Source organism: Pseudomonas sp. UBA3153, from assembly GCF_002364635.1.
In the GTDB taxonomy this organism is placed as follows: Bacteria; Pseudomonadota; Gammaproteobacteria; order Pseudomonadales; family Pseudomonadaceae; genus Pseudomonas_O; species Pseudomonas_O kuykendallii.
On record NZ_DEYR01000046.1, the window covers coordinates 12,715 to 32,325 of the forward strand.

Annotated in this window: 21 protein-coding genes; 10 read left to right on the top strand and 11 right to left on the bottom strand. The window is 64.4% G+C overall.

What is annotated here, in order from left to right:
• Positions 1-330: 330 nt before the first annotated feature.
• The 3 genes from B2X67_RS11925 to B2X67_RS11935 form a co-directional block, all read right to left on the bottom strand.
• A complete protein-coding gene (locus tag B2X67_RS11925) occupies positions 331-1,917 on the bottom strand; it encodes an ABC-F family ATPase (RefSeq protein ID WP_286785604.1) in 1,587 nt (528 codons plus the stop codon).
• 289 nt (positions 1,918-2,206) lie between these two features.
• On the bottom strand, positions 2,207-3,226 hold the full coding sequence (locus B2X67_RS11930; RefSeq protein ID WP_376747803.1) for an alpha/beta hydrolase family protein: 1,020 nt from the start codon (positions 3,224-3,226) through the stop codon (positions 2,207-2,209).
• Between the two features lie 87 nt (positions 3,227-3,313).
• Positions 3,314-3,820 (bottom strand): DUF1993 domain-containing protein, encoded by a 507-nt coding sequence (locus B2X67_RS11935; RefSeq protein ID WP_286785605.1) that lies wholly within the window; start codon positions 3,818-3,820, stop codon positions 3,314-3,316.
• Positions 3,821-3,919: 99 nt separating this feature from the next.
• On the opposite strand from B2X67_RS11935, the gene B2X67_RS11940 reads away from it, so the two are divergent.
• Together B2X67_RS11940 and B2X67_RS11945 are read left to right on the top strand one after the other, a co-directional pair.
• On the top strand, positions 3,920-4,273 hold the full coding sequence (locus B2X67_RS11940; protein ID WP_286785606.1) for an MmcQ/YjbR family DNA-binding protein: 354 nt from the start codon (positions 3,920-3,922) through the stop codon (positions 4,271-4,273).
• Positions 4,274-4,349: 76 nt separating this feature from the next.
• Positions 4,350-5,531, top strand: a complete 1,182-nt coding sequence (locus B2X67_RS11945; RefSeq protein WP_286785607.1) for an MFS transporter — start codon at positions 4,350-4,352, stop codon at positions 5,529-5,531.
• Here the strand turns inward: B2X67_RS11945 and B2X67_RS11950 are convergent.
• Together B2X67_RS11950 and B2X67_RS11955 are read right to left on the bottom strand one after the other, a co-directional pair.
• Positions 5,528-6,199, bottom strand: coding sequence for a DUF1294 domain-containing protein (locus B2X67_RS11950; protein WP_286785608.1), 672 nt, complete (start codon positions 6,197-6,199; stop codon positions 5,528-5,530). The genes B2X67_RS11945 and B2X67_RS11950 overlap by 4 nt on opposite strands.
• A 23-nt stretch (positions 6,200-6,222) precedes the next feature.
• The gene (locus B2X67_RS11955; protein WP_282342568.1) at positions 6,223-7,053 is read right to left on the bottom strand and encodes an undecaprenyl-diphosphate phosphatase; all 831 of its coding nucleotides are present in this window, start codon (positions 7,051-7,053) and stop codon (positions 6,223-6,225) included.
• Positions 7,054-7,256: 203 nt separating this feature from the next.
• On the opposite strand from B2X67_RS11955, the gene B2X67_RS11960 reads away from it, so the two are divergent.
• The gene (locus B2X67_RS11960) at positions 7,257-8,891 is read left to right on the top strand and encodes a methyl-accepting chemotaxis protein (protein ID WP_286785609.1); all 1,635 of its coding nucleotides are present in this window, start codon (positions 7,257-7,259) and stop codon (positions 8,889-8,891) included.
• A gap of 56 nt (positions 8,892-8,947) precedes the next feature.
• On the opposite strand, the gene B2X67_RS11965 is transcribed toward B2X67_RS11960, so the two are convergent.
• The gene (locus tag B2X67_RS11965) at positions 8,948-10,462 is read right to left on the bottom strand and encodes a RimK family protein (protein ID WP_282342511.1); all 1,515 of its coding nucleotides are present in this window, start codon (positions 10,460-10,462) and stop codon (positions 8,948-8,950) included.
• A gap of 104 nt (positions 10,463-10,566) precedes the next feature.
• Here B2X67_RS11965 and B2X67_RS11970 point away from each other — a divergent pair, with 104 nt between their 5' ends.
• Complete coding sequence (locus B2X67_RS11970; protein WP_286785610.1) at positions 10,567-11,664, top strand: GNAT family N-acetyltransferase/peptidase C39 family protein; 1,098 nt, start codon at positions 10,567-10,569, stop codon at positions 11,662-11,664.
• 5 nt (positions 11,665-11,669) lie between these two features.
• Here B2X67_RS11970 and B2X67_RS11975 read toward each other — a convergent pair whose 3' ends face one another.
• Positions 11,670-12,293 (bottom strand): hypothetical protein, encoded by a 624-nt coding sequence (locus B2X67_RS11975; protein ID WP_286785611.1) that lies wholly within the window; start codon positions 12,291-12,293, stop codon positions 11,670-11,672.
• Positions 12,294-12,478: 185 nt separating this feature from the next.
• On the opposite strand from B2X67_RS11975, the gene B2X67_RS11980 reads away from it, so the two are divergent.
• From B2X67_RS11980 to B2X67_RS12005, 6 genes are all read left to right on the top strand, one after another.
• On the top strand, positions 12,479-12,742 hold the full coding sequence (locus tag B2X67_RS11980; protein ID WP_286785612.1) for a DUF1652 domain-containing protein: 264 nt from the start codon (positions 12,479-12,481) through the stop codon (positions 12,740-12,742).
• Positions 12,743-12,898: 156 nt separating this feature from the next.
• Positions 12,899-13,168, top strand: a complete 270-nt coding sequence (locus B2X67_RS11985; RefSeq protein WP_286785613.1) for a hypothetical protein — start codon at positions 12,899-12,901, stop codon at positions 13,166-13,168.
• Between the two features lie 123 nt (positions 13,169-13,291).
• Entirely contained in the window at positions 13,292-13,582 is a 291-nt protein-coding gene (locus B2X67_RS11990; RefSeq protein WP_286785614.1) for a hypothetical protein, read from the top strand.
• A 15-nt stretch (positions 13,583-13,597) separates the two neighbouring features.
• The gene (locus B2X67_RS11995; protein ID WP_286785615.1) at positions 13,598-14,302 is read left to right on the top strand and encodes a DUF421 domain-containing protein; all 705 of its coding nucleotides are present in this window, start codon (positions 13,598-13,600) and stop codon (positions 14,300-14,302) included.
• Between the two features lie 66 nt (positions 14,303-14,368).
• Positions 14,369-14,557, top strand: a complete 189-nt coding sequence (locus B2X67_RS12000) for a hypothetical protein (protein WP_286785616.1) — start codon at positions 14,369-14,371, stop codon at positions 14,555-14,557.
• 61 nt (positions 14,558-14,618) lie between these two features.
• Positions 14,619-15,731 carry a DNA topoisomerase IB gene (locus tag B2X67_RS12005; RefSeq protein ID WP_286785617.1) on the top strand — a complete coding sequence of 371 codons (1,113 nt, stop codon included), beginning with the start codon at positions 14,619-14,621 and terminating at the stop codon, positions 15,729-15,731.
• Between the two features lie 6 nt (positions 15,732-15,737).
• Here B2X67_RS12005 and B2X67_RS12010 read toward each other — a convergent pair whose 3' ends face one another.
• The 4 genes from B2X67_RS12010 to B2X67_RS12025 all read right to left on the bottom strand — a co-directional run bounded on the left by B2X67_RS12010 (position 15,738) and on the right by B2X67_RS12025 (position 19,577).
• Positions 15,738-16,688, bottom strand: a complete 951-nt coding sequence (locus B2X67_RS12010; protein WP_286785618.1) for a sensor domain-containing diguanylate cyclase — start codon at positions 16,686-16,688, stop codon at positions 15,738-15,740.
• A gap of 2 nt (positions 16,689-16,690) precedes the next feature.
• Entirely contained in the window at positions 16,691-17,689 is a 999-nt protein-coding gene (locus tag B2X67_RS12015; protein WP_286785619.1) for a response regulator, read from the bottom strand.
• Positions 17,690-17,898: 209 nt separating this feature from the next.
• Positions 17,899-18,483 (bottom strand): Fe-S biogenesis protein NfuA, encoded by a 585-nt coding sequence (nfuA, locus tag B2X67_RS12020; RefSeq protein ID WP_090230489.1) that lies wholly within the window; start codon positions 18,481-18,483, stop codon positions 17,899-17,901.
• Positions 18,484-18,566: 83 nt separating this feature from the next.
• A complete protein-coding gene (locus tag B2X67_RS12025) occupies positions 18,567-19,577 on the bottom strand; it encodes an acyltransferase family protein (protein WP_286785620.1) in 1,011 nt (336 codons plus the stop codon).
• Positions 19,578-19,611: the final 34 nt, after the last annotated feature.

Below are 19,611 nucleotides of genomic sequence, written 5' to 3' on the forward strand. Positions count from 1 at the left end.
ATCGGTCTATCGCCGCAATGGCTCGACGAAGCGGCGGCCCCGGGAGGCTCAGAACGGGCTCGCGGTCCATTCTTCGACGCTCATCCGGTGGCAACGGTCGGTCGTTCCGTACGAGGCAAGACTAGCCCCCGCTACGCAGGCCATCTAATACAGCGTCTCTAGTACGGCGATAGCGAGCGTCTTTCAGGCGCTTCGCTTGCGAGCTTGTACGAGCGGCCGCCGAAAGACCAATCACCGCTGTTGATCGCTACCGCCGAAGATGAGCGGACCGCAGCGCGCCGCAACGAAAAAGCCCCGCATCGGCGGGGCTTTTCATGAGGCGGCGAGGCGTCAGACGATCACGCCCTGGCTGCGCAGGTAGTCGTCGTAAGTGCCGCTGAAGTCGGTCACGCCGTTGTCCGACAGCTCGATGATGCGCGTGGCCAGGGAACTGACGAACTCGCGGTCGTGGCTGACGAAGATCAGCGTGCCGGGGTAATTCTCCAGCGCCAGGTTGAGCGCCTCGATGGACTCCATGTCCAGGTGGTTGGTCGGTTCGTCCATCACCAGCACGTTGGGCTTCTGGCAGGCCAGCTTGCCGAACAGCATGCGGCCCTGTTCCCCGCCGGAGAGCACCTTCACCGACTTCTGGATCTCATCGGAGGAGAACAGCATGCGGCCCAGGGCGGCGCGGATGTTCTGCTCGCCGCTGGTCCACTGCCCCATCCACTCGAACAGGGTCTCGTCGGCTTCGAAGTCGTGGGCGTGATCCTGGGCGTAGTAGCCCACCTCTGCGCTGTCGGTCCATTTCACGCTGCCGGCGTCCGGGGCCATCTCGCCAACCAGGGTACGCAGCAGCGTGGTCTTGCCGATGCCGTTGGGGCCGATGATGGCCACGCGCTCGCCGGCTTCGACCTGGAAGCTGAAGTTCTTGAACAGCACCTTGTCGTCGAAGGCCTTGGACAGCTTCTCGAGGGTCACCGCCTGGCGGTGCAATTTCTTGGTCTGGTCGAAGCGGATGAACGGGCTGACGCGGCTCGACGGCTTGACCTCGGCCAGCTGGATCTTGTCGATCTGCTTGGCGCGGCTGGTGGCCTGCTTGGCCTTGGAGGCGTTGGCCGAGAAGCGGCTGACGAAGGTCTGCAACTCGGCGATCTGCGCCTTCTTCTTGGCGTTGTCGGCCAGCAGCTGCTCGCGGGCCTGGGTGGACGCCATCATGTATTCATCGTAGTTGCCCGGGAACAGGCGCAGCTCGCCGTAATCCAGGTCGGCCATGTGGGTGCAGACCGAGTTGAGGAAGTGACGGTCGTGGGAAATGATGATCATGGTGCTGTTACGCGCCGTGAGGATGTTTTCCAGCCAGCGGATGGTGTTGATGTCCAGGTGGTTGGTCGGCTCGTCGAGCAGCAGCACGTCCGGGTCGGCGAACAGCGCCTGGGCCAGCAGCACGCGCAGCTTCCAGCCAGGGGCGACTTCGCTCATCGGGCCGAAGTGCTGTTCCAGGGGAATGCCCAGGCCGAGCAACAGCTCGCCCGCGCGGGACTCGGCGGTGTAGCCGTCCATCTCGGCGAACTCGCCTTCGAGCTCGCCCACCTTCATGCCGTCTTCTTCGCTCATTTCCGGCAGCGAGTAGATGCGGTCGCGCTCGGCCTTGACCTTCCACAGCTCTTCGTGACCCATGATCACGGTGTCGATCACGTTGAATTCTTCGTAGGCGAACTGGTCCTGGCGCAGCTTACCGAGGCGCACGTTCGGCTCGAGCATCACCTGCCCACCGGACGGCTCCAGGTCACCACCGAGGATCTTCATGAAAGTCGACTTGCCACAGCCGTTGGCGCCGATCAGGCCGTAGCGGTTGCCGTTGTTGAACTTGACGGACACGTTTTCGAACAGCGGCTTGGCGCCGAACTGCATGGTGATGTTTGCGGTGGAGATCAAGAGGTTTACCTATCAGTAACTTGAGAGTTGCTGGAGTCGGTCGATAGACGACAGCGGGCACAGATCGTGAGCAGCACCTGCACGCTATGGCCGAGCTGTGGGGCAACAAATGCGGGGGGTCATGCCAGATTTGTGCATATTGTCGCATAGGTCCCGGGGCAGTTGCATGAAGGCTTGGAAGCGCGGCGGCTCAAGCGCCGCCGCACGCTCCTCGCAGCACGGCCTCTATGGGCGGTTAGCGCGGCCGGTGGCGGGCCGGGCGGATCGCCGCGGTCCCACGCTAGCAGCGCTACAACTGCGCGGCGGTCTGGGGGGCCGTCAGCGTTTGGCTGAAGAAGCGCACGGCCTCACTGTTGAGGCTGTCGTGGACGGCCATGCGATCGACCCCTTCGCCGTCGTCGCAGAGCTGTGGCGCGGCCTCGCGCATCTCCGCCGAACAGGGCGCCATGAAGACGAAATGCCCGGCACCCGACACCACACGGTAATCGGCAGGTCCCGGCAGACGCCGCGCCAGCGCCGCGGCGTTTTCCGCCGGCAGCAGCAGGTGGTCCTCGGCGCCGGCGTAGAGCAGCACGGGCACCTGGACGTCGGCCAGGTCCTGGCGCCCGAACATCAGGCCGAGCGGCGCCAGCAGCAGGAGCGAACGCACCCGCGAATCTGGCGCGGCTTCCACCACGTCATCGTCGATCGCCAGGCTCGCCGCGCGCTCACAGGCTTCGGCGTCGTCCGGCTGTTTTTCACAGTACTGGCGAAGGTGCTGGAGTTCGGGATGGCCGCCGGCCAGGATCAACGCCGACTCCCCGCCCGCCGAGTAGCCGATCACCCCGACCTGGCGGCTGTCGACTTCCTCTCCGAGCAGTTTGTCCTGGCCGACTGCGTCGATCGCCGCAGAGAGTTGCATCGGGCGGCCATAGAGGTTGCTGAAGCGGCCGATGCGGCTCTGGTCGTCGACGTTGTCACCGGGATGCTGCACCGCCAGCACGATGAAGCCGCGATGCGCCAGCGCGGTCGCCAGGTCATGATGCGCCAGGGGCGAGCCGCCATTGCCATGGGACAGCACGATCAGCGGGAAGCGGCCCGGCGCCGGCGGCGTGTCTTCGCGGCCAGCGATGCGGAACAGGTCGATATGCGTGTCGCCGCGCTTGACCCAGGACGGATAGAACGCGACGGCGCTCATCGGCTGGTGGTCGACCGGGTCCTCCAGCGTCAGCCGGTGCAGACCGACGCCCCAACTGGGAGCGGCATGCCCTGCAATCGGCAGCGCGCTGAGCATGGTCGCCAAGAACACTGTGAAAAAACGCCCTGACATGCTCCCCTCCCGTGCATTTCCGCGAGCCCCGGACGCACAGGGGCGCCGGGTCGCGGGAACGATGCACGGATCGGACCAGAGGACCGATCAGAGAGCGCCCAGGTAGTCCATCTTGCCCAGGTCGAGGCCGTTGTGGCGGAGGATCGCGTAGGCGGTGGTCATGTGGAAATAGAAGTTAGGCAGCACGAAGTTCAGCAGGTAGGCATCGCCCGTGAACGTCACCTCGCCCTTCGCCAGCGTGAGCACGATCTCCTTCGACTCGCTGCCGTCGAACTGCGCGGCATCCAGGCCCTTGAGAAAGTCCACGGTCTTGGCGATGCGCGCCTGCAATTCGGGAAAGGTGGTTTCGGTGTCCGCGAAGCTCGGAACATCGCTGCCGGTCAGGCGGGCGCCGGCGCCCTTGGCCGCATCGCTGGCGATCTGGACCTGTTTCGATAGCGGCAGCATGTCGACCGCCAGACGCGCATTGACCAGCACGGAGGGGTCGATCTTCTTCGCTTCGGCAAAGGCCGCGGCCTTGTCGAGGATCGCCGACAGGTTGCCGAACATGCGCACGAACACCGGGACGGAGGCCTGATACATGGAGAGGGACATGGAATTTCCTGCTGCACGGGGTTGAAGGTCAGCCATGATCCGTCGTGAGATGCGTGCTGTCGAGCCGACCCAATCGCACCAAAGAGAGGAGAACGGAACATGTCACCGGATGCCGTCGCCGCCTTCTGCCTGCAGTTGCCGGGCGCCCGGGAGGACCTCAAGTGGGGCCATAACCGGGTGTTCTCGGTCGCCGGCAACAAGATGTTCGCCATCGCCGATTTCCTCGGCGAACGCCTCGCCTTCAAGGTCGACGCCGACCTGTTCCTCGGCTTCTGCGACCGTCCCGGCATTCATCCGGCGCCCTATCTGGCCCGGGCCCACTGGATCGCCATGGCGCCGCCCTTCCCGCTGGGCGATGCCGAACTATCCCTCCTGCTGCGCCGTTCCCACCAACTTGTGGTGGGGCGCCTGCCAAAGCGCAAGCGGATCGGGCTGCTGCTGGACGACGAGTGAATTGCTTAGCTAGCTTTCTTAATTACCGGGGACAGGCGATCATGGCGAACCTGTTCTGCCACCGCTTCGAGTGTCCATGAGCCCGCCTGCGCAGCCTTCTCCACCGATCACGCTGCAAATCATCAGCATCGTCTTCTTCACCTTCATCGCCTTCCTCAGCATCGGCATTCCACTGGCCGTTCTGCCTGGCTACGTACACGACGACCTGGCATATGGCTCGGTGCTGGCGGGCGTGGTGATAAGCAGCCAGTACCTCGCCACCCTGCTCTCCCGACCGCTGGCCGGCGCCACGGCCGACCGCCTGGGCGCGAAGAAGGCGGTGACGTTCGGCCTCGTCGGCTGCACCCTGAGCGGCATCCTTACGCTGATATCCACCTCGATCCAGGCCTGGCCGTCCGCCAGCCTGGGCCTGCTGCTCGCCGGCCGCGTGGTGCTGGGCATTTCGCAGGGCCTGGTGGGCACCGGCGCGATCAGCTGGGGCATCGGCCGTGTCGGAGCGGAAAACACCGCGCGGGTGATTTCCTGGAACGGCATCGCCGCCTATGGCGCAGTGGCGATCGGCGCACCGCTCGGGGTGTTGATGGTCGCTGAGCTGGGCCTGTGGAGCATGGGTGCCTCGATCACCCTGCTGGGCGTCGGCGCCCTGGGCCTGGCCTGGAACCGGCCGCCGGCGCCCATCGTTCCCGGCGAGCGGCTGCCGTTTCGCCGGGTGCTCTGGCAGATCGCTCCCAACGGGCTGGGGCTCGCGCTGGGCTCGATCGGCTTCGGCACCATCGGCACCTTCATCACCCTGTACTACGCCAGCCTGGGCTGGACCGGCGCCGCCTACTGTCTCACGGCGTTCGGCGCCTCGTTCATCGGCGCGCGACTGCTGTTCGGTGGCGCGATCAAACGACTGGGCGGCTATCGCGTGGCGATCGCCTGTCTCGGTGTGGAATGCCTGGGTTTGCTGCTGCTCGGTTTCGCCCATCAGCCCTGGCTGGCGCTATGCGGCGCGGCGCTGACCGGCTTCGGCCTGTCGCTGGTGTATCCGGCCCTTGGAGTCGAGGCGATCTCGCGGATACCCGCCTCCAGCCGCAGCTCGGCGCTGGGCGCCTACGCGGTGTTCTTCGACATCGCGCTGGGCATCGCCGGCCCGCTGATGGGCGCCATCGCCAATGGCCTGGGCTTCGCCAGCATCTTCTTCAGTGCCGCGCTGATGGCGCTCGCCGGCCTGCTGCTGAGCCTGTGGATGTACCGCCAGGCCGAGCGTCGCTAGAACGTAATGAAACGCCGGCCAAGCAACAGCCAACCGATCCAGAACGCCTGGTGCAACAGCACGATCAGCCAGAAAAGCAGCTGGTAGGAAAGCTTTCGCGTCTTGTGGCGAAACACCTGCTGGGCGATCAACGCGCCCGGCCAGCCGCCCAGCAGCTCGATCAGGTGAAGGGTGTTTTCCGGCGTGCGCCGGCCGCCGGACAGCGCGCGGCGCTTGTCGATCCCGTAGAGCAGAAAGGCGAGCACACTGAGCAGCAGATAGGCGGTCGCCGGCCAGAAGCTCCCGCGCCAGGCCAACGGGGCGACGCCGCCTGCCGGCAACAGGCACAGCAGCGCGAAGAGCATCAGTTTCAGCGGCAGATGGAGTGGCCTGCCCGTCGTGCGTGCCGGGGAGGCGCTGTGGCGGGTGGCGGGCCTGGCGGTGTCGCGTGGTTTCTGGCGGATCGCCGGATCGTCCAGCGACAGCCCCGGCAACCGTGCATGGCCGGCGCGCGGACGTTCGCCGGGCTCGCTGGACATCGTATAAAGCACGGTGTCGCCGGGCCGTGGGCGACGCTCGCCGCGCATCGCCGAGACATGCACGAAGACCTGAGACCCGCCCGCCTGCGGAACGATGAAGCCGAAGCCCTTCTCGTCGTTCCAGCTTTTCAAGGTGCCGCGCAGTTCCATCGCTCGCGTCCCTGCGAATCGCCTCAGCCCTGGGCCGTGCTCCAGTCGATCCAGCCGAACTGCCAGGTCGCCAGAATCACCAAGCCGAAGGCGATCCGGTACCAGCCGAACACCGCGTAGCTGTGGTTGGCGATGAACTTGAGCAGCGCGCGCACGGTGATCATCGCCACGACGAAGGTGGAAATGAAGCCGATGGCGAACACCGGAAGATCGCTGAGGTGGAGGATCTCGCGGTACTTGAAGAGCGAATAGACTGTCGCCGCGACCATCGTCGGCATCGCCAGGAAGAACGAGAATTCCGCAGCCGCCTTGCGCGAGAGGCCGAACAGCAGCCCGCCGATGATCGTCGAGCCGGAGCGCGAGGTGCCCGGAATGAGCGCCAGGCACTGGGCAAAACCGACCTTCAGGGCCAGCTTCCAGTCCATGTCGTCGACCGTTTCGGCGCGAATCGTATGCACGCGCCGCTCGGCCCAGATCATCACCACACCCCCCATGATCAGCGCGGTAGCGACGGTAATCGGGTTGAACAGCCAGTGTTCGATGAGGTCGGCGAACAGCAGGCCGAGGATCACCGCCGGAATGAAGGCGATCAGCAGGTTCAACGTGAAACGTTGCGCGCGACGTTGCGTCGGCAGACCGACCACCACGTCGATGATGCGGCTGCGGAACTCCCACATCACCGCCAGGATCGCGCCCAGCTGGATGATGATCTTGAACGCGGTGGATCGGTCGCCGTTGAACTCCAGCAGGTCACCGACCACGATCAGGTGGCCCGTGCTGGAGATCGGCAGGAATTCGGTCAGCCCTTCGACAATACCCAGAACCAGTGCCTGAAAGGCGCTCCAAAGATCCATCATTCCCCCAGTTCCCAGTTTTAAAAACGCATACGGCTCGGTGCGCAGGGGTGCGACATAAACGCCCCACGCTCAGGTTTGCCCGCGTTTTGCCGAAATGCTATCAGAAGCTGGCTAAAGGCTGGCAAACCGGGTTTCGGACAGTCGTGGAACCGCTACAGTTCCCACGCTAGAGCAATAACAACAATATCGAGGGCTTCACCATGCGCAGTCTCCGAAGTTTGCCCATCAGCCGCCGGCTGATGCTGATTCTCGCGGTTGCTGTCGCCATGCTGGTGGCGCTCGGCGTGTTCATGCTGCAACAGATCCACAACGACCTTTACGAGGGGAAGGTCGAGAAGACCCGTCATCTGGTGCAGAGCGCCAGCGCCATCCTGCAGAACTTCCATGACCAGGAGGTTGCAGGCACCCTGACCCGCGAGCAAGCCCAGACGCAGGCCGCCGCGATGATCCGCAGCCTGCGCTACGACAAGACCGAGTACTTCTGGATCAACGACCTCGGGCCGAAGATGATCATGCATCCGGTCAACCAGAAGCTCGAAGGCCAGGACCTCTCGACGATCAAGGACCCTGACGGCAAAGAGCTGTTCAACGAAATGGTCGCCCTCGCGCGCAAACAGGGCGGCGGCATGGTGGACTACCGCTGGCCGAAGGCCGGTAGCGCCGACCCGCTACCCAAGGTGTCCTATATCCAGCTGTTCGAGCCCTGGGGCTGGGTGCTCGGCACCGGCATCTACATCGACGACATGCAGGCGCAGTTCTACGGCCAGGCGCTGCACGCATCGCTGATCGGCCTGGGCATCGCCGTGGTGATGACCCTGCTGGTGATGCTGATCGCACGCAGCATCGTCGTGCCGCTGAACGCCGCGGTCGGCGCCATGGCCAACATCGCCAGCGGCGAGGCGGACCTCACGCGCAGCCTCGACACCCAGGGCAACGACGAGCTGGCGCAGATGTCCAGGCACTTCAACGCCTTCACCCTCAAGCTGCGCCAGGTCATCGGCGAATCGCTCGCCGCCTCGCGCTCGCTCGACGAAGCCGCGCGCTCGCTGGACGGCGTTGCCAACCAGGGCTACCAGACCAGCCAGCAGCAGTCGCAGCAGATGGAACTGGTCGCCACCGCGATCAACGAAGTCACCTATGGCGTGCAGGACGTGGCGAAAAGCGCCGAGGAAGCGGCCAGCGAAGTGCGCAACGCCGAGGAGCAGGCCAACCAGGGCCAGCAGAACATCGACAACAGCCTGCACCAGATCGACCAGCTGTCCGGCACCATCGGCCAGGCCGTGCAGGTGATCCAGGCGCTGGCCCAGGAAAGCTCGCAGATCGGCAAGGTGCTGGAAGTGATCCGGGCCATCGCCGAGCAGACCAACCTCCTCGCGCTCAACGCCGCCATTGAGGCCGCCCGCGCCGGCGAACAGGGCCGCGGCTTTGCTGTGGTGGCCGACGAGGTGCGCCTGCTGGCCCAGCGCACGCAGCAATCGACGGCAGAAATCCAGGGCATGATCGAGCGCCTGCAAACCAACTCCGGCGCCGCAGTGAAGGTCATCCACGAAAGCAGCGAGGCCTCGCAACTGACCGTCGGCCAGGCCAGCCAGGCCAGCGAGAGCCTGCAACTGATCTCCCAGTCGATGCGTAACCTCGCCGGCGCCAATGCCTCCATCGCCAGCGCCACGCTGCAGCAATCGCATGTGGTGGAGGACATCAACCGCAACGTCACCGAAGCCGCGAGTCTGGCGCACACCAGCGCACTGTCCGCCGAGGAGACGCGCAGCGCGAGCAAGAACCTCGGTCAGCTCGCCGACCAACTGGGACGGCTGCTCGGCCAGTTCCGCGTCTGACCGGCGTCGACGGCGGTACGCTGCCGTGAGCGCGCCATCGCATTCACGGCGACGCCCTAGATCACACCCTCCTGGTTTTCCGACCAGGGTTGGCCCTTGCGCTTGAGCTCCAGGCGCCGGACGAATTCCAGCAGCACCGCAGCATAGAGCTCGTCCTGCAGGTGCACGTCCTCGATGCCGGCGTCGATGTTCGGGTTGTCGTTGACCTCGATGACCACCACCTTGTCGCCCGCCTGCTTCAAGTCCACCCCGTAGAGCCCGTCGCCGATCAGATTGGCCGTGGTGGTCGCCAGCTCCAGCACCTCGCGCGGCACCTCTTCCACCGGCAGCGTCTGGAAGTCGCCACTGACTTCCTGGGCGTCCGGGCGGTGGTCGTAGATCTGCCAGTGGCCCTTGGACATGAAGTATTTGCAGGCGAAGATCGGCTTGTGATTGAGCATGCCGATGCGCCAGTCGTACTCGGTGTAGAAGAACTCCTGCGCCAGTAGCAGCACCGAGCGCTCGAACAGCTCGGCCGTCACCTTGAGCAGCGCCTGCTGATCCTCGACCTTGATCACCCCCCGGGAAAAGCTGCCGTCAGGGATTTTCAGCACCAGCGGGAATCCCAGCCGCTCGCCCAGGTTGTCCAGTTCGTGCGGGCGGTCCTTGTAGAGTATTTCCGTGGCCGGCATGCCCAGCTTGTGGGCGCGCAGCAGGTCCGTGAGGTACACCTTGTTGGTGCAGCGCAGGATGGACGCGGGATCGTCGAGCACCACCAGCCCCTCGCTTTCGGCGCGTTTGGCGAAGCGGTAGGTGTGGTCGCTGACGTTGGTGGTTTCGCGGATGAACAGCGCGTCGTACTCGGCCAGGCGGGAGAAGTCCTTCTTCTCGATCAGGTCCACCTCGATGCCGAGGCGCTTGCCGACGCGGATGAAGTTCTTCAGCGCCTTGCGATTGGACGGCGGGAAGGCTTCGTCCGGGTCCTGCAGGATGGCCAGGTCGAAGCGCACCAGCCGGCGTGAACGTGGGCGTCGCCAGATCTTGCGGTTGAAGGCGTCGAGGACGTTGGCGAAGTGGTCCTCCTGGTCGTCGCGCAGTTTGTGCAGGCTACCGGGCTTGATCCCGGTGATGTGCCAACTGTCGTTGCGGCGGAATTCCACCAGCAACAGCGGACAGGGAAACGCCTCGAACAGCTGGCGCGCCAGGTCCTGCAGCGGTTCGATCTCGGTACGGCCGAAATACAGCGTGAGGGTGAAGCCGTCGGTGCTGCCGAACGGGTGGTCAGCCAGCGCCCTGTCGAGGGACTTGTCGAGGTATTCCAGCGCCAGGCTGTAAAGCGCCTTGCGCGCCAGCTCGCTGATGGTGCGCACGCTGGGGATCACCCGGTGCCCGCGCGCCTCGGCCAGCAGCGAGCAGTAGTAGCCGTGGCCGAGGTACTTGTAGTTGCGGCACAGGTTGATCACCTGAACCCGTTTGCCGCTGGCATCGTCGTTGGGTTGTTCCAGATACTCCTGGACACTGATGACATCTTCGCTTGGATAGTAGGAGGTCCAGTCCTCCTTGCGCTCGACCACAATGACGAGTCTGCTCACGATCGCTCCCGCTCATATGCCGGGAGCAAAAGGCGCCCCCGCCTGTCTGTGCTAGGACATGCGAGACAAACATCGCGTTCGCCCGTTCTGGAAACTCCTTATCGATGAAAGCCGCCCTACGCCTCGCCACGGCCGAAGACATCGCCGCCCTGGTGGAACTGGAAAACCGCTGCTTCGACCACGACCGCCTCTCGCGGCGGAATTTCCACTGGATGATCACGCGCGCCAACGCCCGTCTGACGCTCGCCGAGGAAGACGGGCGCCTCCTCGGCTACGCGCTGGTGCTGTTCCACCAGGGCACCTCGCTGGCGCGCCTGTACTCCATCGCCAGCGATCCGCAGGCGCGCGGCCGCGGCCTCGGCCAGCGGCTTCTGGAGGCCGCGGAACAGGCCGCGCTGGAAAACGACTGCGCCTTCCTGCGCCTGGAGGTCCGCCCGGACAACGGCGCCGCCATCGCCCTCTACGAACGCAACGGCTACCTGCCCTTCGCCCGCCTCAGCGACTACTACGAGGACCATACCGAAGCGCTGCGTTATGAGAAACGCATTCGCCAACTCAGCCAGGGTCGGCACAAGCGCTCGCCCTACTATCGGCAGACCACCGACTTCACCTGTGGCCCGGCATCTCTACTGATGGCCATGGCAGCTCTGGATCGCGACTTTCGCATGACCCGTCGCGAGGAACTGCGCCTGTGGCGCGAGGCGACCACCATCTACATGACCGCGGGGCATGGCGGCTGTGGCCCCCATGGCCTCGCGCTGGCCGCCTGGCGCCGCGGGTTTCGCGTCAGCCTGATGGTGAGCGTCAGCGGGCCGCTGTTCCTCGACGGCGTGCGCAGCGAGGAGAAACGCGCGGTGATGCGCGTGGTGCATGAAGACTTCTGTGCCGAGCTGGAGAAAAGCGACGTGCAGTCGCTAAAACGTGGGCCGCGGGACATTCCGGCCGCACTCGCCGCTGGCGGGCAACCGCTGGTGCTGATCAGCAGCTATCGGCTGACGCGCTCCAAGGCGCCGCACTGGGTGATCGTCACCGACAGCGACGAGGACTTCGTGTACCTGCACGACCCGGATGTGGACCACAGCATCCATCGCCGGCAGATGGACTGCCAGCACGTGCCGGTCAGCCACGCCGAGTTCGACAAGATGAGTCGGTTCGGCCGGCGCAAGCTGCGCGCGGCCGTGATCGTCTATCCACGCCAGTGAGCGTTTCAGCTACCGCCGCCAGCGCCGCCTGCTCCGGCTCCACCCGAGCCCCCGGAACCGCCGGCGCCTGAACCCGAACCGAAGCCTGAGCCGGAGCCGGAGTTACCGCCGCTTCCGCCGATGGGTGCTCCACCGTTATTGCTGCCGGTACCGCTGGTGCCCGCGCCGCTGGAATTGCTCGGGTTCGCGCCATTCTGGTTGAGCGTGCCGTCGGTGTTGCCCGGGCTCGTAGTGGTTGGCGTACCCGGCGCGACCGTGGAACGCTCCTGGCCCGTGGTGGGCGTACCAGGCGCAACGGTCGAACGCTGCTGGCCGGTGGTGGGCGTGCCGGGCTCGGTGGTGGAGCGCTGCTGGCCGGTGGTCGCGGGGGTGCCGTTGCCGCTGTTCACCGAATTGCCGTTAGTCGACATGCCGCTGGCGGAGTTGGCCCCGCCCGGCGCCGCCTGATCGGCCGGGGTTCGGATCTGGTTGATGTTGTCGCCTACCTGCTGGCGGTTGTTTTCCATCTGCTCGCCGCTCTGGCGACGCTGGTCTTCCAGGCTCAAACCGGCGCCCGCGTGACTGACGAGGGGAATGACGGTGGCCAGGACGAGTAGCGGGAATCTGATCGTGTGCATCTTCTTCTCCATCGCGTGGGTACCCACGGTGGACAGCGCAGGGTCGTGCGGCTCTTCGTACGTTCATCGGATTCACGCCACGGCGGAATTCAGCTGCCGCGGGTCAAGGAGCCGTCGCTGGCGTGGTGCTAGTTTCGCCTTGTCCATTCGAACCCATGCCGGGTTCGCATCTCTGCGTTGCAAGTAGGACCCCATGGTTGAACAGGCTCACCCTGACCCAGGCGCTGGAACTGATGCGGCGCCACTTCAGACCGCTGGGTCTGGAGGTTTCCTTCGAGACGCCGGACAGCCTTCTGGTCCGGGTGCTGGACCCACTGACCGCTGCCCCCTTGCTGACCGTCACTGGAATCCACTGCAACACCAAGCTCACCCACAAGGAGATCGACCGACTGATCCAGGCGCTGGAAACCGACCTTGAAGTGATTCATCCAAACAACCCATTCACCCGCCGAACCGAATAGGAACCCCGCAAAAAAATCCCTACACGCGACATTTATTTTTCGATTGTCGACATCCCGTGACTTCCGGCTTAGCACCGACATCAATGACATGACCGAGCCTGCTGCAAGTGACCGTACCAGGCCCCTCCATTTAGGCACTTTTAAGAGACCGCCCCCATGAACGCCCCGCTCCGTGTCAACGAAGCACTTTTGATCGCCGGCCGCGCTTTCCAACCGTTCGAATGCGTAGCCTGGGCTCCGCTAGAAGGCAGTGGTGAATTGAGCCTGAGCGTCGTCGACAGCACCTGCACCCGGGTCCTCGGTCGCTCGAAGATTTCCCGCACCACCTACTGCGATCCGCAGCAACTGGCGGAAATCCTCCGGCAGGCGCGGCAGGAACTGAGCGAGGAAGGCTTCAGGCTTTCCCCCTGGAGCATGCCCGAGTGAATCGAATGGCCCGGCAATCGCCGGGCCTTTTCGTATGCGCGTGCCGACGGCGTACCCACCTCCGGTGACGAACTCCGGGAGCGCTGCTCCGGTCTATCCCTCAGCACTGGCGGGAGGATCACCATGAGCACCACGCACCTTACCCTCGACGATGCCCGACGCATCATCGATCACGCCTTCCTCCCGCTGCACTGCACAACCGTCGCCGACCGCGAGGACGCCAGCTTCTCGTTGAAGGTGAGCGATAACGCCGGCCGGATTCTCTACTCCATCGCCCACCTGGCGCGCTCGCAGTACAGCGAGCCGATCCGCTTCGCCGGACTGATCGAGCAGGCTCGGCTGGAGCTGAGCAAGGACGGGCATGCGCTGTATCCCTGGTCGATGCCCTTCCAGGTGGACATCAAACACTGCTGAAACCAGGTGGGAGCAATGGAAGCGTTCGATCTCAAACGCATGCTGCTGGACGAGTTCCCACCGCTGTTCCTCGGCGAGGTTGCGCTGCGCGCCAGCTTCGCCTACCTCGCGGTGTTCGCCTTCTTGAAGATTTCCGGACGCCGCGGCGTGCGCCAGCTGTCGCTATTTGAAGTGGTGGTGATCCTTACCTTGGGCTCCGCGGCGGGCGACGTGTCCTTTTACGACGATGTACCCCTGCTGCCGATCGTGATGGTCTTCATCACCCTGTTGGTGCTGTATCGCGCCACCACCTACGCCATGGCGCACAGCCCACGGTTTGGCGCCTGGATGGAGGGCAAGCCGATGGTGATCATCCGCGACGGCCAGTACGACTTGCCGACGCTGGAGGCCACCAACATCTCCGACGACGAGTTCTTCATGGAACTGCGCCAGCAAGGCGTCGAGCATTTGGGCCAGGTGCGCTTGGGCATCCTCGAAGTGAACGGCGATGTGAGCCTGTACTTTTTCGACAGCGATGAGACGCGCCACGGGCTGTCCGTGCTTCCGCCCAGCGAGCGGGTGGTCGTCGAGAGTGCCCATCAGCAGGGCCTTTATGCCTGCTGCCGCTGCGGCTTCGTCCAATTGCTGGACTACGGGCAGGGCGGCCCCTGCCCTCGCTGCGAACGCAAACAATGGTCCATGGCCCTGACCGCCCGCGGGCGCGCTGACCGGTGGGGCTGAACCGCGGCCTTCCAAACCGGGTCATTGTTTCTAGGCCATGCAGACACTCACCAGAGGAACCAGACGATGCTCGGCGATCACTCCGAAATCATTCAGCACCTCAACACCGCCCGTAAACACGCCGACCAGGCGGAAACCCAGGACAACCCCGCGCTCTACCGCGAAGCCATCGACGAGATGGCCATGGCCATCGAGCTGCTGCTGCGCAACAGCGCCGAGAAGGAAGGCGAGCTGTATCGCGGCTCCGACGCCTGAGTCGCCAGCAGCACCCCAGATCCCTCGCTGCCTGGCAGCGCGTTCGCTTCAAGGAGTACGTATGCGCCTGATACCGCCGCTGGCCGAAGGACGGTTGCCGGTGCCGCCCAACGAGTCCGCGGACACCGGCACGCCGCTCTGTTCGCCGCTCCCGCCCGACCTCAGCTATGTCGACGATACGCAGCCCGGCATCAGCCGACGCAAGCTGCGCGGCAAGTTCGTCTACTTCGATGTCGACGGCGAGCGTATCCGAGACGAGAGCGAGATCAGCCGGATCAACAAGCTGGCGATCCCGCCGGCCTACACCGACGTCTGGATCTGCCCCAATCCCGGCGGGCACCTGCAGGCCACCGGCCGCGATGCACGCGGACGCAAGCAGTACCGCTACCATCCACGCTGGCGCGAGGTTCGCGATGCGGACAAGTACGAACGCATGCTCGCATTCGGACGTGCCCTGCCCAAGCTGCGCGCCACGCTGGAAAAACACCTGGCACAACCGGGCATGGGCCGTGACAAGGTGATGGCCACGGTCGTTTCGTTGCTGGACTCGACGCTCATCCGCGTCGGCAACAGTCGTTACGCCAAGGAGAACAAGTCGTTCGGCCTGACCACGCTGCGCAACCGCCACGTCGACGTCAAAGGCACCGCCATTCGTTTCCATTTCCGCGGCAAGAGCGGCATCGAGCACGACGTCAAACTCAGCCACCCGCGCCTGGCGAGGATCGTCAAACGCTGCCTGGAACTGCCCGGCCAGCACCTCTTCCAGTACCTCGACGAGGATGGCGAACGCCACCTGGTGACCTCGTCCGACATCAACGCTTACCTGCAGACCCATGCCGGCGAAGACTTCACCGCCAAGGACTACCGCACCTGGGCCGGCAGCGCGCTGGCCCTGGAAAGCCTCTGCGAAAGCAGCAGGCAGGCCGGCGAGAAGGACACCCGCAAGCAGGTGGTGGAGATCGTCAAGGCGGTCGCCAGCCAGCTAGGCAACACCCCGGCCATCTGCCGCAAGTGCTACATCCATCCGGCAGTGATCGATGCCTTCGGCGACGGCACGCTGGCCGAGTTGAAGAAGCCGAGGCCGCGCAAGGGGCTGCGCGTGGAGGAAGTCGCGCTGATGAAGTTTCTCGAAAATCTGCAGAGCGCCGCCGAATCCAAGGCCGACTGTGCCTGAGCGGCGCTACAGGTATACCGAGACCTGGTTGCGCCCGCCCCTCTTCGAGCTGTACAGCGCCTGGTCGGCCCACTCGATGAGCATGTGGTGATCGACGCAGAGTGCGGTGGGCTGGGCCACGCCCAGGCTGATGGTGAACGGGATGAGATGGCCGTCATGCTCGACCCGCAACTTCTCCACCGCAGTGCGCAGTCGCTCGGCGAACACCAGCGCGCCGTCCTTGCCGGTATCCGGCAGCAGCACGACGAACTCCTCGCCGCTGTAGCGCCCAGCGATGTCGACATCGCGGATGTGCTCGCGGAGCAACTCCGACAGGCGCTGGATGACCTGGTCGCCCGCCAGGTATCCGAAGCGGTCGTTGATCGCCTTGAAGTGATCGATGTCCATCACTACCAGCGACAGCGGGCTGTCGTAGCGCTGGGTGCGGGCGAACTCATGCCGCAGGCACTCGTCCCAGTGGTCTCGGTTGAACAGCCCGGTAAGACGGTCGATGCGCGATAGCCCCTCCAGCTTGGCGTTGACCGTCTGCAACTGGCGCCGGTTGATCGCCACATCGGTGACGTCGTAGATCACCAGGCAGATGTGGCCGATCTCGCTGTTCACCGAGCGCAACGGCAGCAGCGTGGTGTTCTGGTACATGAAGTCTTCGCGCCCGGTGATCGGCTGATAGTTCTTGAAGCGCACCAGATACGGCCGCTGCTCCCAGACCGTGAAACCCGGCGTGCCGAGCGTGGCCACGCTCTCCACCTTCATGCGGAACCACTCCTCGTTGACCTCCGGGAACAGCTCGAAGAAGGAGCGGTGATAGGCCTGGCTGGGCTGCAGCCCGGAGCGGTTCTCCATGAAGGTGTTCCATACCTCGACGCGGTAGGCGCGGTCCAGCACGACCACGCCGACATCGATACCCTGCACGATGGCCGCCAGCCAGTGGAATTCTTCCAGATCAATCTCTGCCATGGTCAGTTCATCACGTGAGCGAGTTTGCGCGACAGCAGCTCCACCGAATCCTCGGTGAACAGCAGCAGCAGGTCGAAGTGTATGTCGTGCCCTTCCAGGCTGTAGCTGATCTCCACCGCCAGAGTCTTCTTCCAACGCCGCTGGTTGACCTGGATGAGGTCGTCGAGGCCGGCATGGGCACCGAGAACCTGCGGATGACTCTGGGAAAACACCACGTCGATCTGTTCGGCGATACCGCTGAGACAGGCGCCGATCAGCACGCTGGAGAGGTCCAGCAGCATTTCCATCTCCGAGTACTCGCTCGGTGACCAGCGCATCAGTCGCGCCATGTCGGCCACTTCGGAGTCGTGGAAGATCAGCAGCGCCTCGCCGGCGATACCCTCGCCGATGTAACCCTGGCAGACCGCGGTCAGGCGCTCGCCACGCTGCGCATCGGCCAGCGCCATGTGCAGCTCGCCGACTTCGAGGATGTTCACATTGGGTACCGGCAACCGCACGAACACCTTGAGCACCCGAGCCAGCAACGCCGCGGCCCGGCCCATGGCGACGTTGACGGTCTCGCGGAAGGCATCGCGGAAGCCGACTGCGGTTTCGGCGAGGCTCGCCACCGGCACCGGAGGACTACCAGGCGCGCCCAGCAGACCCAGACGTTTCAGCGTATCGGCCAGCTCCTGCGGATCGGCCGGCTTGCGCAGGAAGGCCAGCGCACCGAGCGCCATCACGCGGCGTACCGCTTCCTCCTGAACGTCGCCGGACACCACGATAACGCGGCTGGACAGCCCTTCGGCCCGCATGGCGGCGAGCACTTCGTAGCCGTCCATTTCCGGCATCGTCAGATCGAGCAGGACGATCTCGCCCTGGCCTCGGCGAATCGCTTCCAGCCCTTCGCGGCCGTTGGTGGCCTGCGTAACGGACACCGCCCAGTCCACCGGCAGCGCGCGCAGCAACTGCTTGCGCGCCATGTTGGAATCATCGCAGACGAGCAGGGGGATCAGGGACATAGGCAGCCGTCTCGCAGCTCAAAAATTCAATCACGACAATGGGATGAAACGTCGCGGGCATTCGCCATACGTTTATCGCCCGAGCGCGGCCGGAAGTCGAGCCATGCGCCCAAAAAAAAGCCGCAAACGCCCGTCATATCGCGGGCTGCGGCCCGGCCGGAAGACATAAAAAAAGCGGCACCTGGGCCGCTTTCTTCACTGTCGATTCATTAGTAGTACGCATTTTCCCGAACGCTATGGTCGGTAACGTCACGCACGCCCTTGAGCTGCGGAATCCGTTCGAGCAGGGTTTTCTCGATGCCCTCCTTGAGGGTCACGTCGGCCTGCCCGCAGCCCTGGCAACCACCGCCGAACTGCAGCACGGCAACGCCTTCGTCAACGATATCCACCAGGGTGACCTGGCCGCCGTGGCTGGCCAGGCCGGGGTTGATCTCGGTCTGCAGGTAGTAGTTGATGCGCTCGTTGAGCGGACTGTCCTCGTTGACCATCGGCACTTTCGCGTTCGGCGCCTTGATGGTCAGCTGGCCGCCCATGCGGTCGGTGGCGTAATCCACCACGGCGTCTTCGAGGAAGGCTTCGCTCACCGAGTCGATCCAGGCGGTGAAGCTCTTCAACGCCAACGCGGTGTCTTCGGGTTTTTCTTCGCCCGGCTTGCAATAGGCGATGCAAGTTTCCGCGTATTGCGTGCCCGGCTGGGTGATGAAAACGCGAATGCCGATACCCGTGGTGTTCTGTTTGGCCAGCAGGTCGGCCAGATAGTCGTGGGCGGCGTCGGTAATGGTGATAGCGCTCATGTCAGTTCCTCGCGATACATGCACGCAGTCTACGCCAAAGCGGCCACCCGGATAAAGTCCTAGCTTTTTAGTCGGGAAAGCATTCAGGCATCCGCCCGCGCCGCCTGCGGTTCGAGCCAGCGCCGGGTGCGGAAAAACAGCCGGCGCTCGATCAGTTGGTAACTCGCCCAGGAAATCAGCAGGATCGCCGGCATGCACGCGGCGATCACCCAGTACTCGTCGAAGCCGAAGCGTTCGTACAGGTACCAGCCGGTGGACAGCACGATGACGTGCACCAAGTACACCGAATAGGAACAGTCGCCGAGCATCTTCAGCGGCCTCACCCGCGCGAACCAAGGTTCCAACGCGACGCAGGCGACGACGATGAACGCGCTGGGAACGCCCCAGTTGAGCAGCCGCGACGAGGCATCGAGGTGCAGCACCAGTGCCATCGATACCGCCAGGATGAGCAACGGCAGCCAGTTGCCCTGGCCGATCCAGCCACGCCGATAGGCGATGCCGATGGCCACGCCAAAGAGGAACTCGTACACGATGCTGTTGCGGTAGAAATTGCTCAGCCAGTCCTGATGCGCCAGCAAGGTGCTCACCAGCGCCAGCGTGACCGCGATCAACAGCGGGCGCAGGCGTTGCGGCGCCACCAGCGACAGGGCGAACACCAGGTAGAAGAACATCTCGTAGTTCAGCGTCCAGCCGACGTTCAGCGTCGGGTACAGCCCGTAGCCGCCGGGGTTTTCCGCCGGAATGAACAGCAGCGAGAGGATCAGGTGACGCAGCTCGAAGGTCTGCCCTGGGGTCATTTGCTGGGCATAGAGAATGATCGCCGCCATCAGCAGGCTGTACAGCCAGTACGCCGGCACGATGCGCATGATCCGATTGAGCAGGAAACGCCCGGCCTGGATGTCCTTGCCCGCCGTTGACAGGTAGATCACGAAGCCGCTGATGACGAAGAAGATATCGACGCCGATGGCGCCCTTCTGCACGAAGAATTGCCCGATCGGGCTGTCTGCCTTGAAGTCGAAGAACACCTGCATCACGTGGTGGCAAACCACCATCCAGGCCGCGACCGCTCTGAGCGCCTGAAGCGAAATCAACATACTGCGTCACTCGTGCGAGACGCCTTCCCGGCGT